The following is a 13,968-nucleotide window of genomic DNA, read 5'->3' on the forward strand; positions in this document are numbered from 1 at the left end:
CCAATAAATCAATTAAAGTAGGCAAATTAGCGATTCATTTTATAAATTTTAATAATTCTGTAACATTAGCTGTTGGAATAAGCGTAAACGAAACCGCCACTTGCATCTACATTTACATCGCCTGAATTAGTGTAGAAAACATAGGTACCAGCATCAGGAAGATAAGCTTTTTGGTATTTATTGAGTTCGCTCTCTTTTAAAAACCTCTTTTTATTTCCCACAAGGTCCATAAAGTCACGGGCAACTTTCCTCGACTCATTTTCACTTAAGTGCTTTTCCAAGAAAGGATATTTTTCATTAGGGAAGTAGTAAAACTTGTAAAATTCTAAATTATTATTTTTATCAAAGATAAATCTCATGGATAAATTCTTCTTTTCATAATCCTTTAAAAATAATTCATAAACCTTGCCATCATCAACTTCTTCTACCCTCATGACACCATCCTTTAAGTAGCCTTCAAGGTCAGTGACCCTTCTTATCTTATTAATAATAGCAAGGTCCTTGGCATCTTTAGATAAATCAATATCACGAGTAGGATCAATTTCATGGCCATTATTTATGGCACAGTAAAATTCCTTTTCATTCCACTCAAGCTTAGCATCCATGGCGTTGGCAAGAGCCCTTGCAGGCACATAAGCAGTGTCATCAAGGATAAAAGTTGGAGAGTCAATAGTAAAGACCATATCATCAATCCTGTACTCCTTGGAGTCAATGTAAAAAACAATCTTCTTGCCTTGATTTAAAATCTCCACTTCTTTTGTGTCGCCCTTCCAGTTGACGTCAGCACCTAAGTTTTCAGACACAAGTCTTAGGGGAATATGGATCCTGTCATTCTTAACAACAAAGTCCTTCTCGAAGACAATGTGATTGATGTTAAGAGTCATCTTTTTCTTTCCATTAGCATAGACACTAGTGAAGAGTAAAAGAAAAGATAATAAAAACAAAAGCTTCTTCTTCATGTTATCACTCCTTTATACAATTATATCATTAAATAAATTTTAAAAACTTACAAAAAGCTTAAGAATTAGGGAAAATAAAAAAGCCCCCCTAAGGGAACTTTTAAGATTTTACTATGAACTTGTTATTTTGATTTTAAACAATAACTTTTTTTGAAACATAATCTTTTATTATTGTAGATAACTTGTGAGCAAATTCTTCCATCTCAGGATTTTTGTAGACAATAGTAATTGCAGAAAAATCTCCTTCGATTTTTACAAAATCACAATAGGAAGTGGAGTTAATCATTTTAAGAGCTGATTCATATATAAAAGTTACTCCCTTATTTGCTCTAACTAGGCTGACAGAATTCATAATGCTAGAAGTAATTTTAATCTTGGAAGGGTAAAAATCATAGCTTTTGAAAATATCATCTACAGATTTCCTTAGATTCTTTTCAGTATTGAGTAAGAAAAAAGTTTCTTTTGAATAATCGAATAAAGAATTTTTGCCTGATTTATAAATAGATTTTGGAACCATAAAATAAATATTGTCATTTAAAGCATAAACAGAATGTAAATTTTTATTGTTTATATTCCTGTTAGTAATAAATAAATCAATCTCATCATTAAGCAAGGCTTCTTCAAAAGATGATGAGTCATATTTTGTCAAACTTAATTCTAAGTTAGGATAAAGTTCTATTAATTTTGGAACTATGTTTGGAATTATATATTGAGACATAAAAGCTAAAGAACCAATTCTAATGTAAGAATTGTTTGAACTCTTAGATTCATTTATTTTTTTATACATTTCTTTTTCTAAAGTTTCAAATTTATCTATGTAGTCAAAAAGTAATTTTCCTTCTTTAGTTAGGATGAGAGGAGATTTTGACCTATCAAAAATAATAAAGCCTATTTCATTTTCAATATTTTTCAAAGATCTACTTAGGTTAGGTTGAGCTGTAAAAAGTTTTTTTGATGCCATACTAATACTTTTACATTCTCTAATGGTTTTTAAAATTTCTATTTTTTTATTATCCAGCACTTATATCACCGAAGATATTATATCATATATTATATAATGTATATAACAATTTAAGTATTTGTAGTGATAAAGCGAGGCTGATAAAATTTAGTTAATGATGTGAAAATGTTTACTTAGTAAAATTTTCTATCAAAAAATGTTAGAAGATTGTGTAATTTTAAAAAAGAGGTGTTTTATGGAAAAAGTAAAAAAGAAAAAGGTTCCACATACTTTAGTAATTCTTATGATTATTATTTTATGTGCAGTTGCTTTAACTTGGATTATTCCAGCTGGAGCCTATGAAAGAATTGAAAATGCTCAAGGAGTGAAAGTAATTGATCCAGAAAGCTTTCACTATATTGAAAAGAGCCCTGTAAATCCTTTAAAAATATTTAATATTAGTTTGGAAGGATTTAATAAGGCAGCAACTTTAATATTTGTAATTTTATTTTCAGGAGCTTCCTTCAATATAATAACAATGAGTGGGGCTTTACAATCCTTAATAGGAGCAGTTTCTAAAAAGACAGAGAGTAAAGAATATCTTTTCATTCCAATACTAACTCTCATCTTTGGACTTATTTGTACTACTCAAGGTGTTAACACCTTTATAGGATTTGCTCCAATCATGGTTATGATTGCATTAGCAATGGGATTCGACTCCATAGTAGGTGCTTCAATAATCTTACTTGGTGGAGCAGTAGGATTCTCAACAGGAACTTTAAACGTTAATACAACAATAGTTGCACAAGAAATTGCAGGTCTACCACCATATTCAGGCTTATCTTATAGAGTTGTGTGCTTTATAGTCTTTTATATTGTTACAAACTTATACTTGGTTAAGTATGCTCTAAAGATTAAGAAAAATCCTGAACTAAGTCCAATGTATGAATTAGATAAGCTTAGAGTTAAGGACGTGGACTCTCACGATGAATTTAACTCTCCAATGAACGCAAGAAAGTGGGCTGTTATCATTTCATTATTTGCTGCATTAGGACTTATAGTTTACGGTGGAGTAAAATTAAAATGGAAATTGGAAGAGACAGCAGTTGTGTTTGTTTGGTTATCAATAGTAGCAGGTTTTGCTGCTGGATTCAAACCATCACAAATTGCAAAGTACTTTGTTGAAGGTGCTAAAAAGATGATTGGTGCAGCTCTTATTATTGGACTTGCAAGAACTGTATCAGGAGTACTCGATGCTGGTAATATAATGGATACTAGTATCCATGCTATGTCAAACTGGCTCAACTTCTTCCCTCAATTTTTAAAGGGACCAATGATGTTCATCGTAAACTTATTAGTTAATATGTTTATAACTTCTGGAAGTGGACAAGCTGCTGCAATTATGCCAATATTTGCGCCTTTAGCAGACACTATTGGACTTACAAGACAAACTGCAGTTTTAGCATTTAACTTTGGGGATGGATTCTGTAACTATGTACTTCCTACTTCTACAGCACTAATGGGTATATTAGGAGCAACAGACATACCTTATGACAAATGGATGGTATTTATGGGTAAGCTATTTGGAATTTGGATTTTAGTTGGTTCTGTTATGATGATAGGTGCACAAGCTATTAACCTTTAAGTAAGAGTAAAGGAGAAAAATGAAAGATTTAATTATAAAAGAAATCGATAAAATAAAAGATAAATTGTTTGAAATGTCAGATGAGATTTTTGATCGTCCAGAACTTTGCTTTGAAGAACATTTTGCAAGTAAACTTCTAGAAGACTATCTTGAAGAAAATGGATTTGAAGTTGAAAGAGGTTTGGGTAGTCTGGACACTGCTTTTAGAGCAAAATATTCTAATGGAGATGCCAAATATAACATAGGACTCCTGTGTGAATATGATGCACTTCCCATGGGACATGGTTGCGGACACCAAATGCAAGGTCCCTCAATAATTGGAGCAGCAGTAGCTGTAAAAAATGCGGTGAAAGATCTTCCCTTTAACTTGATAGTTTATGGAACACCTGCTGAAGAAGGCGGCGGAGGAAAAATGATTATGCTTGATGAGGGTTATCTAAAAGATATAGACTTAGCTCTTATGATGCATGGTGGGCCAGCAACACAAGTTGATGTTAAATCAATGGCATTATCATCAAGATTTGTGAAGTTCTTTGGCAAATCTTCTCACGCAGCCCTTAAGCCAGAAGCAGGAAGGTCAGCCTTTGATGCACTTCTTTTAACTTTCCAAGGTCTAGAATTTTTAAGAGAACATGTTAAAGAAGATACAAGAATGCACTATACAGTTCAAACCCTTCCTGGGCCAGCAAATGTTGTACCAAATGAAGCTGAAGGTCATTTCTCATTGAGATCTTACAACTCAAAATATTTAGATGAAGTTGTGGAAAGATTTGACAATATTGTGAAAGGTGCTGCTCTTATGACAGGAACAACTTATGAAATAAGAGAAGATAGAAGACTTGAATCAAAGATACCAGCATATATTTTAAATGACTTAATAATGAATAATGCTGAAAATCTTGGTGCTCCAAGAATAAAAGGAGCAAGAGAAAAAACTGGGTCAACAGATTTTGGAAATGTGACTTATTTAATGCCAGGATCCTGTGCTAGAATTGCTTTTGTTCCAGAGGGAACAGCTTCTCACTCACAAGAATTTGTGGACTTAGGTAAAGAAAAAGAAGCACACGACTGTGTGGAGTACGGTGCAAAAATAATTGCTACAACAGTTTATGATTTAATTGAAGATCCTAGCTTAATTGAAAAATCCATAGAAGATTTTAAGGAATATAAGTCTAAGATGTAAATAAATAAATCCCCTCTAAAGTTAGGGGATTTTTTAATGCAAAAAAGTCCCCCTAAGGGAACTTTTAAGATTTGACTATGAACTTGTTGCCACAAGATTTGCAAGTGACTCTTATCTTGCCCTTGCCTCTTGGGACCTTCATCTTGAATTTGCATGAAGGGCACTTGATGTACTTGTGAGTCTTTCTATTGTCATATCTCTTCTTTGAAGTGAAGAACTTACTTCTCAGTGGCTCAATAGTGTCTAAGAATTTTTGATTTTCCTTGTATCTTGCATTGATGTCTCGTGAGAGGACCCTATAATAGGAATAAATTATAAGGACTAGGGCAATAGTAGGTAGGCTTGCCTTCTTCACAAAGAGGTTTACTATTAAAAGCACAAGGGCCAGGAAGGTGATGAACCTGCCCAATTGGTCTTGGCCATACCTTCCAATCATAAATTGTCTAAACTTTTCATTGAACTTCACAAAATCAACTCTTTCTAATTTTATAATCTCATAGGTCTAACTTGGCAATGTGGTCTTTGATCACACCAGCTGTCTTTTTAAGTCTACCCAATTCTTCTTCTGTTAAGTCAAGTTCATACTTTTCTTCAATACCATTTTTGCCAATCCTAATAGGAGTTGAGATGTATAGGTCCTCAAGGCCATAGTGACCTTCCATTAGTGCAGATCCCTTTAAAATAATTTTTTCGTCATTGGCAATTGCTTGCAAGATGTTATTTACTGTATTGCCAATACCATATTGAGTGGATCCCTTGCCCTTAAAGATATCCCAACCACGACGGCGAGTGTCATCTTCAACTTGGTCCTTGTCAAAGTCTTCAAAAAGTTCTGGGTGAAGATCTTTATATTTTTCAAAAGGCATGGAATCTATCATAACTTGTGACCATGGGACAAATTGACTTTCGCCATGCTCGCCAAGGACAGTTGCGTTGACAGACTTTGGAGAGATGCCAAGTTTATTGGCAATTACAACTTGAAGTCTTGCTGAGTCTAAAAATGTACCTGATCCAATAACTCTTGAGTCATCAAATCCAGAAACCTTATAAACTTCATATGTGATAATGTCTACAGGATTTGTCACAACGACAAAGATTCCTTTGAAGCCTGCATCAACAATTCTCTTAATGTAATTTCCAACTTCTTTTTTGTTTAGTTCAAGCTCGTGAAGTCTATCTTCTTCAGGAATCTTGCCAGAGCAAACTACTATGACGTCACGGTCTGCCATGTCTTCATATTCGCCAGCCCTGAACTTAACATCCTTTGGATAGAAAAGTCTTCCATCATTTAAGTCAATGGCTTGGGACCTTGCTTTTTCTTTTATGACATCATTTATAATAACGTCACTTGCAATTCCCCTCATGGCAGAAGTGTAGGCTACGATCTCGCCAACAGCTCCAGCTCCAATAATACCTAATTTCATCTTTATTCCTCCTTTTGTCATTTCATTTGAGTCAATAAGAAATTGAATTTTCTTATTAAGAACTTATTATAGTACAGTGTAGTACAAAAAGGAATACAAAGTTAAAACTCACCAATGTAAAAATAAAATAAAAAAATTTTAAAAATATTGTAGATTTTTTTAAATCCACCTGTTATAATAAAGAAGCACTTGAGAGAGGAAGAAAAGTTCCTCAAAAAATATTTTAAAAACTTTAAAAAAAGTCTTGACAAGATATTAAAAAGTGCGTATAATAAGTTTTGTTGTTAAACTTCATGCGGGAATGGCGGAATTGGCAGACGCGCTAGACTTAGGATCTAGTTCCAACGGAGTGGGGGTTCAAGTCCTCTTTCCCGCACCAACATTAAACTCACAAGTTAGCTTGTGAGTTTTTTTATGCTCATTTTTTAGATATAAAATCAAAGCAAAAGAATATTTACAAATACTTTACATTTATAAAAACCTACATAAAAAGAAAAATTTATCGAGTATAATAGGGAAGGGAGGAATTATGAAAAAAACTTTTAAAATAATTTTTGCATTAATCTTAATTTTAATAATTTCTATATACATGGTGGGACTTTTCTTCTTCAGCGACAGATACATGCCAAGGACCTACATCAATGGAAGAGACTTTGGACTTGTAAAAAAATCTGAACTTAAAAAGAACTACGAAGACCTTTCAAGAAATTTTGAACTAGAAATAATTTCAAAGGACAAGAACTTAAACGACAAGATCGCTGCCAAGGACTTTGGATACATAGACTCCATAGGAAGTGAATCCATAGATCAGACAGCCTTTTATTGGCCAGTGGCTTCCCTTGTGCCTAAGCACTACCAAGTAGACCGTGACTTGCAGTACAACAAAGTTGCCCTTGATGAAAAAATAAAAAATTTAAAGCCAGTCTTGGGCCAAAAGGACCAGTCACAAGATGCAAAAGTCGTCTACCAAGATGGAGAATTTAAAATCCAAGATGAAGTTCACGGCAACTTTATAAAAATGGATGAATTTAAAAATGCCGTCCTAGGTCACTTTGGAGATAAAAAAGAAGAACTTGACCTTGAAGAGGAAAATCTTTACCAAGAGCCAAATATAACTAAGGACTCAGAATATATAAAAAATCAACTTGCTTCCTATAAAGAGGTCTACAAGAAAAAAATAACTTTTGACTTTGACGACAGGAAAGAAGAAGTGACAGGCCAGGGGATAATTGCCATGTACTCCAAGACTGATGACGGGACCCTTGCCCTTGACGAAGAAAAACTAAAACATTTCGTGGAAAAACTTGCTGCCAAGTATGACACTTATAGGACAAATAGGATTTTTAACTCCACAGGCCTTGGCCTCATGAAGGTGGACGGAGGTATCTACGGTTGGCTTACAGATAGGCCAGGCACAAGGGAAATTGTAAAAGAAGCCCTCGCCAAGGAAGAACCTGTCACAGTAAAACCTGCCTACAGGCAAGACGCAGTTTCAAGAAAAGTTGATGATATTGGCAAGACCTACATAGAAGTAGATCTTGCAAGACAAAAACTTTGGTACTACAAGGACGGAGCTTTGCAACTTGAGACAAATGTAGTTACAGGTAACCCAAATAGGGGGAACGGAACACCAACAGGGACAGACAGGATTTGGTCTCGTGAAAGGGATAGGTACCTAACAGGCGAAACCTATCGTTCAAAAGTTTCCTACTGGGCGCCAATAAACTGGTCAGGCATAGGACTTCATGACGCAAGTTGGAGATCATCCTTTGGAGGAAATATTTATAAGTCTGGAGGATCACACGGCTGTATCAACATTCCACCAGGAGTTATGAAGAACTTATATCCACAAACCTTTACTGGCATGCCAGTTATAGTTTATAACTCAGCAACTCAGAGGATAAATGACGCTGGGGGCCAAGTAGTAGTTGGCAGACAAGTCCAAGCACAACCACAAGTCCAAGGACAATAATAAAAATAAGAAAACTCTTGATAAATAAGCTTAATCTTTCATTGATTAAGCTTTATTTTTTTATAGCTTTATCTTCAATTGTTATCTTGGCAATGATGCCCCAGCTCGTTGAAATCTAATAAGGAAATAATCTTAGCCAATAAACCACAAGCTAATAAGGTCGTAAGCAAAAAGTTCGGAGACGTTAAAAAAATTTCACTGTTCGAGCGAACGAAGTGAGTAGTTTGAAATTTTTAGTCGGAGTACTTTTTGCGTAGTAATGGGCCGGGCCCCTGCCAGGTCGTTGAAGGTGTTGGGGGTGGCCCGGAGGGGGAAGGACCAATCGAAAGGTCCTAACCCCCTCCGGATAAAGAATAGTAAAGCTCTGCTTTACAAAAAGATTTACAAAGACGAAGTATTTCTTTACAAACTTCACGATGCCCCCTGTGTGCCCAAATGGGTATAACCCCTTCCAAGACTGATTCGTAAAGCCCTGCTTTACAAAAAACTTTTTTATATATTTTTAAAGAAAACTTTCATCAATTTAATATAAATTAAGTCCACTTAAACCTTGCAAAAAAATTCACAAATGTTATAATTAAATTAAGAAATAAATAAAAAATATTTTAAATCTTCAGGGAAGGGTGCAAGTCCCAACCGGCGGTAAAGTCCGCGAGCGAAAGCTGAATTGGTGCAATTCCAATACCGACAGTAAAGTCTGGATGAGAGAATGATTTAAACTTTCATGCCCCGAAGGTTCGGGGTTTTTTTATGCCCCAACAGGAGGTAAAATGAACAAAGTAAATTCAAGTTCTATGTTAAGAACAAAAGACATGACGAAAATTGGAATGCTATCAGTGATAGGATTTATACTAATGTATTTTCAACTACCACTTACCTTTGTAGCACCACCCTTTATGAAGCTAGACATCTCAGACCTACCAGTACTATTGGGGGCCTTCACAATGGGACCAGCCTATGGCATCATAATCGCAGCTATAAAAAACATAATGCACATCATCTTTAAGGGAACAATGACAGCAGGAGTTGGCGAACTATCAAACTTCATCATCTCCAGCAGCTTTGCCTTTGTGTCAGCCCACTTCTATAGGAAGCACAAGACATACAAGGGAGCAGTAGTGTCCTTGACTCTAGGAGTCCTTGCTATGACTGCCCTTGCAATGATCTCCAACTACTTCATAGTCTTTCCACTCTATGGCAAGGTAATGCCAATGGACGCAATCATAGGAATGGGCGCAGCGATCACACCAAGGATTACAGGCCTTTTCTCAATGATGATCTATTCAGTCTTACCTTTTAACCTAATAAAAGGCTTCACAACATCAGCAATAATGATGTTGGTTTATAAAAAAGTCTCACCAATCTTTAAGAATTAAAGATTAAAAGATTAAAGAAAAATAAAAGAAAAGAGCAAGCTGTCAAAGGGCAGCTTGTTTTTTTTGTCCCTTATAATATAATTTACACAAGAAAACTTTTACAAAAATTGCAAAAAAGAGAGGTAAAAAATGAAAATACTTTGCGCAGGCCCAACATCAATAGATAAAAGAGTAATGGAAGTAATGGGGAAGTCCCTTACCAACCCCGACATAGACCCAGAATATGAGAAAAAACACAGACAAGTAGAAAAGAAAATCTCTAAACTCCTAAAGACAGAAGCCACATCCTTTATCATGCTTGGCGAAGGAATGATAGGACTAGAAGGAGCAATATGTAACCTAGTAGAAGAAGGCGACAGGGTCCTTGTCCTTAACAACGGAGTTTTTGGAGCAGGCTTTGCCGACTTCGTAAAATTCTACGGAGGAGAGTCTTACATATATGAAGACGACTTTAGAAGAGGATTTGACATAGAAAAATTAAAAAAATTCCTAGAAAAAGACCACGACTTCAAAGTGGCAACCATGGTCCATTGCGAAACCCCATCAGGCATCACAAACGACGTCAGGACAATTTGCAGGCTCCTAAATTCCTACGGAATCCTGACAGTAGTAGACACAGTGTCAGGCATGGGGGGAGAAGAATTTGACTTTGACGACTACAAGGTGGACATCGCCCTAGGAGGAAGCCAAAAATGCATCTCAGCCCCAACAGGCCTAACACTTGTCACAATATCAGAGAGGGCAAAGAAGGCCATAAGAGATAGAAAAAAACAAGTTCCTTCATATTATATGAGCTTTGAAAACTACTACGCCTACTCCGATGGATTTGCCTTCCCATACACAATGAACGAAAATTTAACTTATGCCCTAGACTTGGCATTAGACTTGCTATTCGAGAAAGACTCTCTGGCCCTCCACAAAGAGTACGCAGAAGTCACAAGAGAAATATTTGAAAAAGCAGGCTTCGAACTCTACGCCAAAGACTCAAGGTCCAATACATTGACAGCAGTTATGGTGCCAGAAGGTTATATAGCAGAAGACATCATCGGAGCCTTGAGAGACAAGGGAATACTAATATCAAAGGGAGCAGGTGACATCTTCGAAAAAGTATTTAGGATAGGCCACATGGGGAACAACATATCCTACGAAAACTTCTTAGAACTATATGAGAAGTTGGATGAAGTCTTTGGGGAACTTGGGATCAAGATAAAGGTGTCTTTAAAAGAAGAATTTCAAAAATTAATGGAAAAATAAGATTTTTATTTTTCTTTATAGAAAATATGGAAAAGAATCTTTTTCACTTCTTGCTAAGAAGTTGGGGCTTAAAGAATTTCATAAAACCTAAGGTTTTAATTCTTCTCTTGGAGGGGATTTAGGGCGTTTCGATCCGCCCTTATCCCCTCCAAACCTCCCCTTAACACCCCCAACGACCTAGCAGGGGCTCGGCCCATTAATACGCAAAAAGTCCTCCGACTAAAAATTTCAAACTCGCTTCGCTCAAACAGTGAAATTTTTTTAACGTCTCCGAACTTTTTGCTTACTGCCTTATTAACTTGTGGTTTATTGGCAAACTTTACGACCTTATAACATCTCAACGAGCTGGGGCATCATTGCCAAGTTGACAGTTGAAGACAAAGTTATAAAAATATTAAGCTTGATCGTTTATTGATTGGGCTTTTTTTAGTATTTATGACATTATTGTCAAAATCTCGGCAAATAGAATATAATAAAGAAAAAGTGAAGGGGGGATAATCTTGGAAAGTTTTAAGGAAATTGATCAAGCACTTGATAAGTTAAGAATAGATATAAAAAATATTTCACCATCTATCCTTGAGAAAATAGAGGAAGATTTTGCACTTAGATTTACTTACGAGTCCCTAAAAATTGAAGGCAGCAGCCTATCCTTCCAAGAAGTCAAAGACCTACTGGCAAGCATCTCTTCCAAAACAGACAAGGAATAAGAGTTTCAAAGTTAGACTTAAAACCCTCTCGAATTTGAGAGCTTTTAAAGAAAAAATTAGGTGATTTTTTGAAAAAAACTAGAAAAATTGAAGAGAATTCATTTAAAAATAGGGAAATTGACTCACTTGAAGATGAAATGGACATAAAGCTTGCAATTTCACGACTAAAATCAGCAAAAAATGAAGAATTTGTCTCACAAGAGGACTTTGAAAAATTATTCGGCGTAAAATTAGATGCAGTTGCTCCTCTTAAAGATGAGGAAATAGAATAAATTTATTTTTCTAAAATAAAATTGCCTTTTAAATGCCAAGTCCATCTTCATAAATATCGAGGTGTAACATGGATAAAAAAATTAAAAATTAATAAAGAAGAAGATAAAGTCTTTGAAGAAGCTAAAAAATTTGTTGAAGAACACATTGATGCTTTTAAAGAATTGGCTGATGGACCTGACACAAATATGGAAAAATCCCAAGAAGCTTATAAAAACTTAGACAATGTAAAAGGTGAGCTTATGGATAAGTATGACAAAGCCTTTAAAGAACTTGCCAAATCAAAAAAGCTACGCTGTTTTCGCAAATGAAAACAAAAGCGTAGCTTTTTTGATATAATATAAAAATTTAAAATAAAAATTAACCTTTAAATTCAAGTTTCAATTGCATTCCAAGTCCACTTGCTAGTTTTTTTAACATTTTTAGACTTGGATTTCTTGTACCATTTTCAATTCTACTGATGTCTGCTTGATTAATCCCAGTTTTTTCGGACAAGTCCTTTTGTGTTAGATTAAGATTATTACGAGCTATAATCATGGCTTCTATAATGTCGTATTCCGGAGCAAGTGCATCATATTCTGACTTAATTTCATCATTTTTTAAAATTTCCTTTTTGTAATCATTGTAAGCTCTCATAAAAATCTCCTTTCAAAATCTTTTTTATATTTAATAGCAAGTTCAATTTCAGATCTTGGAGTTTTATTACTCTTTTTAACAAAACCATTGGTTAAAACTATTCTTTTATCAAAAATAAAAAAATAAAAGATCCTAGTTATGTCACTAGATTGTTTTGTTCTTAATTCAAAAATACCATCACTTAACTTCTTTGAAAAAGGTTCTCTAAGATTATTGCCAAACTTTTCCAATAGATCGATATCTTTTAAAGTTTTCGCCAATAATTTAGGGCTTAAAGAATCTAAAAATTCTTCAACAGGAACTTTGCCATCTTCCTTATCATAAAATATAATTTCATACATACCAGTTTACCTCTTATACAAATATAATATGGTGTATAAGACATATTGTCAAGGGGAAATCTAAAGCCTAAGGCTTTAATTCTACTCTTGGAGGGGACTTAGGGCGTTTCGATTCGCCCTTGTCCCCTCCAAACCTCCCCTTACCACCCCCAACGACCTGTCAGGGGCCTCTGCCAACAACCCCGAGCGGCAGACAGCCTAAAATTCAAAACTCGTTAAGATTACACTTTTGAAATTTAAAAACTAACAATCAATTAAGATTTGATTTCAATTACTCATAAAGTCAATAGCTTAACTCAAACAGTTGAATTTTTTAACGTCTGTCTTGCCTTACGGGGTTTTTCTCCCTCAGTTCGTGGTTTTACCTATGCACTGCTTCAAATTTATGTAAAGTTATTTAACAAAACCTAAAAACGATTAAAAACTTGCAAATCAAAAGAAGCTTAGTCAGTATTGATTAAGCTTCTTCTTTTTTACAGCTTAATAATTATCTATGAGTTTATAAACTTCTATGGCTTCATAAGGAACTACATCTTAATAATGAGCAGTGAGGCTATAAGCTTCCATGACTTCATAAAGAGCTATAACTTTATACTTAAGCAGTGATCTGATCGAGTGTATCTAATGAGCAAAAAAATTGGTTATGCGTTAAAAATTTTCAATTGTTTGAATTCGCGAAGCGAATGAGTTTTGAAAATTTAGCATGGCAGATTTTTTTGGACTCAACGTACGTGGGGTGAAGGGGGTGGTTTGGAGGGGAAAGGGGCCTCACGATGCCCCTAAGCCCCTCCAAGAGCAATCATAAAAGCGTCAGCTTTTAATAAAACTTTTAAAGATAGGGCATTATTTTATTAGATTTTAAAGTTGTAAACTTTTCTCACATTACTTAGGCTGTCTGGCGCTCGGGGTTGTAGGCAAAGGCCCCTGCTAGGTCGTTGGGGGTGTTCAGGTGAGGTTTGGAGGGGATGCCACGCAGGCACAGGTAAGGGCGGATCGAATAAGCCACTCGTACCCGAATGGGTATAAGTCCCCTCCAAGAGAAGAATTTAAACCTTAGGTTTTAAAAAAGGATCTTAAAGATGAAATCTTTTATTAGATTCATAAAGACGAAGTCTTTCTTCTTCTTTCTTACTATAGAAAGAAATCAAAAAATAAATCAAAAACCCTTAGGCTTTACAAAAAATTTGCAAAAAGATTCTTAAAGAAAAATTCTTTAACCAAAACTTTCTTTTTCCCCTTTCCTTTCTTTCCCAAAGAAAAG

Annotated in this window: 14 protein-coding genes, 1 tRNA gene and 1 riboswitch; of the genes, 9 read left to right on the plus strand and 6 right to left on the minus strand. The window is 35.1% G+C overall.

The features are described 5' to 3' along the window. Window positions 1-65: 65 nt before the first annotated feature. Window positions 66-959, minus strand: a complete 894-nt coding sequence (locus I6I93_RS06635; protein WP_112889906.1) for a copper amine oxidase N-terminal domain-containing protein — start codon at window positions 957-959, stop codon at window positions 66-68. 133 nt (window positions 960-1,092) lie between these two features. Then, entirely contained in the window at window positions 1,093-1,980 is an 888-nt protein-coding gene (locus I6I93_RS06640; protein ID WP_112889907.1) for a LysR family transcriptional regulator, read from the minus strand. A gap of 175 nt (window positions 1,981-2,155) precedes the next feature. Between I6I93_RS06640 and I6I93_RS06645 the strand changes: the two genes are divergently transcribed. Then, complete coding sequence (locus I6I93_RS06645) at window positions 2,156-3,544, plus strand: YfcC family protein (protein WP_112889908.1); 1,389 nt, start codon at window positions 2,156-2,158, stop codon at window positions 3,542-3,544. A gap of 19 nt (window positions 3,545-3,563) precedes the next feature. Then, window positions 3,564-4,727, plus strand: a complete 1,164-nt coding sequence (locus tag I6I93_RS06650; RefSeq protein ID WP_112889909.1) for a M20 family metallopeptidase — start codon at window positions 3,564-3,566, stop codon at window positions 4,725-4,727. 64 nt (window positions 4,728-4,791) lie between these two features. On the opposite strand, the gene I6I93_RS06655 is transcribed toward I6I93_RS06650, so the two are convergent. Together I6I93_RS06655 and I6I93_RS06660 are read right to left on the minus strand one after the other, a co-directional pair. Continuing rightward, window positions 4,792-5,193 carry a zinc ribbon domain-containing protein gene (locus I6I93_RS06655; protein WP_112889910.1) on the minus strand — a complete coding sequence of 134 codons (402 nt, stop codon included), beginning with the start codon at window positions 5,191-5,193 and terminating at the stop codon, window positions 4,792-4,794. 28 nt (window positions 5,194-5,221) lie between these two features. Next, complete coding sequence (locus tag I6I93_RS06660; RefSeq protein WP_112889911.1) at window positions 5,222-6,151, minus strand: L-lactate dehydrogenase; 930 nt, start codon at window positions 6,149-6,151, stop codon at window positions 5,222-5,224. Between the two features lie 295 nt (window positions 6,152-6,446). Here I6I93_RS06660 and I6I93_RS06665 point away from each other — a divergent pair. The 7 genes from I6I93_RS06665 (at window position 6,447) to I6I93_RS06695 (ending at window position 12,041) form a co-directional block, all read left to right on the plus strand. Continuing rightward, window positions 6,447-6,530, plus strand: a tRNA-Leu gene (locus tag I6I93_RS06665). Window positions 6,531-6,680: 150 nt separating this feature from the next. Further along, the gene (locus tag I6I93_RS06670) at window positions 6,681-8,123 is read left to right on the plus strand and encodes a L,D-transpeptidase family protein (protein WP_112889912.1); all 1,443 of its coding nucleotides are present in this window, start codon (window positions 6,681-6,683) and stop codon (window positions 8,121-8,123) included. A 605-nt stretch (window positions 8,124-8,728) separates the two neighbouring features. Continuing rightward, window positions 8,729-8,841, plus strand: a riboswitch (FMN riboswitch). A gap of 52 nt (window positions 8,842-8,893) precedes the next feature. Next, the gene (locus I6I93_RS06675) at window positions 8,894-9,499 is read left to right on the plus strand and encodes an ECF transporter S component (RefSeq protein ID WP_112889914.1); all 606 of its coding nucleotides are present in this window, start codon (window positions 8,894-8,896) and stop codon (window positions 9,497-9,499) included. Between the two features lie 129 nt (window positions 9,500-9,628). Continuing rightward, window positions 9,629-10,753 (plus strand): pyridoxal-phosphate-dependent aminotransferase family protein, encoded by a 1,125-nt coding sequence (locus I6I93_RS06680; protein ID WP_112889915.1) that lies wholly within the window; start codon window positions 9,629-9,631, stop codon window positions 10,751-10,753. 500 nt (window positions 10,754-11,253) lie between these two features. Continuing rightward, window positions 11,254-11,460: a hypothetical protein gene (locus I6I93_RS06685; protein ID WP_070702370.1), complete on the plus strand. Its 207-nt coding sequence runs from the start codon at window positions 11,254-11,256 to the stop codon at window positions 11,458-11,460. Between the two features lie 68 nt (window positions 11,461-11,528). Then, window positions 11,529-11,732 carry a hypothetical protein gene (locus I6I93_RS06690; RefSeq protein ID WP_070702371.1) on the plus strand — a complete coding sequence of 68 codons (204 nt, stop codon included), beginning with the start codon at window positions 11,529-11,531 and terminating at the stop codon, window positions 11,730-11,732. A 21-nt stretch (window positions 11,733-11,753) separates the two neighbouring features. Further along, window positions 11,754-12,041 (plus strand): hypothetical protein, encoded by a 288-nt coding sequence (locus I6I93_RS06695; RefSeq protein WP_070702372.1) that lies wholly within the window; start codon window positions 11,754-11,756, stop codon window positions 12,039-12,041. 49 nt (window positions 12,042-12,090) lie between these two features. On the opposite strand, the gene I6I93_RS06700 is transcribed toward I6I93_RS06695, so the two are convergent. Together I6I93_RS06700 and I6I93_RS06705 are read right to left on the minus strand one after the other, a co-directional pair. Beyond that, entirely contained in the window at window positions 12,091-12,366 is a 276-nt protein-coding gene (locus tag I6I93_RS06700) for a helix-turn-helix domain-containing protein (protein ID WP_172605468.1), read from the minus strand. Next, window positions 12,363-12,707, minus strand: coding sequence for a type II toxin-antitoxin system RelE/ParE family toxin (locus I6I93_RS06705; RefSeq protein WP_085875734.1), 345 nt, complete (start codon window positions 12,705-12,707; stop codon window positions 12,363-12,365). The genes I6I93_RS06700 and I6I93_RS06705 overlap by 4 nt, the downstream gene beginning before the upstream one ends. Between the last annotated feature and the right edge of the window lie 1,261 nt (window positions 12,708-13,968).

Source organism: Peptoniphilus harei (genome assembly GCF_016726485.1).
Taxonomy (GTDB): Bacteria; Bacillota; Clostridia; order Tissierellales; family Peptoniphilaceae; genus Peptoniphilus_A; species Peptoniphilus_A harei.

Bases quoted from the DNA above. Each gene is read 5' to 3' on its own strand.
- I6I93_RS06635 (WP_112889906.1), bottom strand. From the start codon at position 959: ATGAAGAAGAAGCTTTTGTTTTTATTATCTTTTCTTTTACTCTTCACT.
- I6I93_RS06700 (WP_172605468.1), bottom strand. From the start codon at position 12,366: ATGAGAGCTTACAATGATTACAAAAAGGAAATTTTAAAAAATGATGAA.
- I6I93_RS06680 (WP_112889915.1), top strand. From the start codon at position 9,629: ATGAAAATACTTTGCGCAGGCCCAACATCAATAGATAAAAGAGTAATG.
- I6I93_RS06650 (WP_112889909.1), top strand. From the start codon at position 3,564: ATGAAAGATTTAATTATAAAAGAAATCGATAAAATAAAAGATAAATTG.
- I6I93_RS06675 (WP_112889914.1), top strand. From the start codon at position 8,894: ATGAACAAAGTAAATTCAAGTTCTATGTTAAGAACAAAAGACATGACG.
- I6I93_RS06705 (WP_085875734.1), bottom strand. From the start codon at position 12,707: ATGTATGAAATTATATTTTATGATAAGGAAGATGGCAAAGTTCCTGTT.
- I6I93_RS06660 (WP_112889911.1), bottom strand. From the start codon at position 6,151: ATGAAATTAGGTATTATTGGAGCTGGAGCTGTTGGCGAGATCGTAGCC.
- I6I93_RS06670 (WP_112889912.1), top strand. From the start codon at position 6,681: ATGAAAAAAACTTTTAAAATAATTTTTGCATTAATCTTAATTTTAATA.
- I6I93_RS06645 (WP_112889908.1), top strand. From the start codon at position 2,156: ATGGAAAAAGTAAAAAAGAAAAAGGTTCCACATACTTTAGTAATTCTT.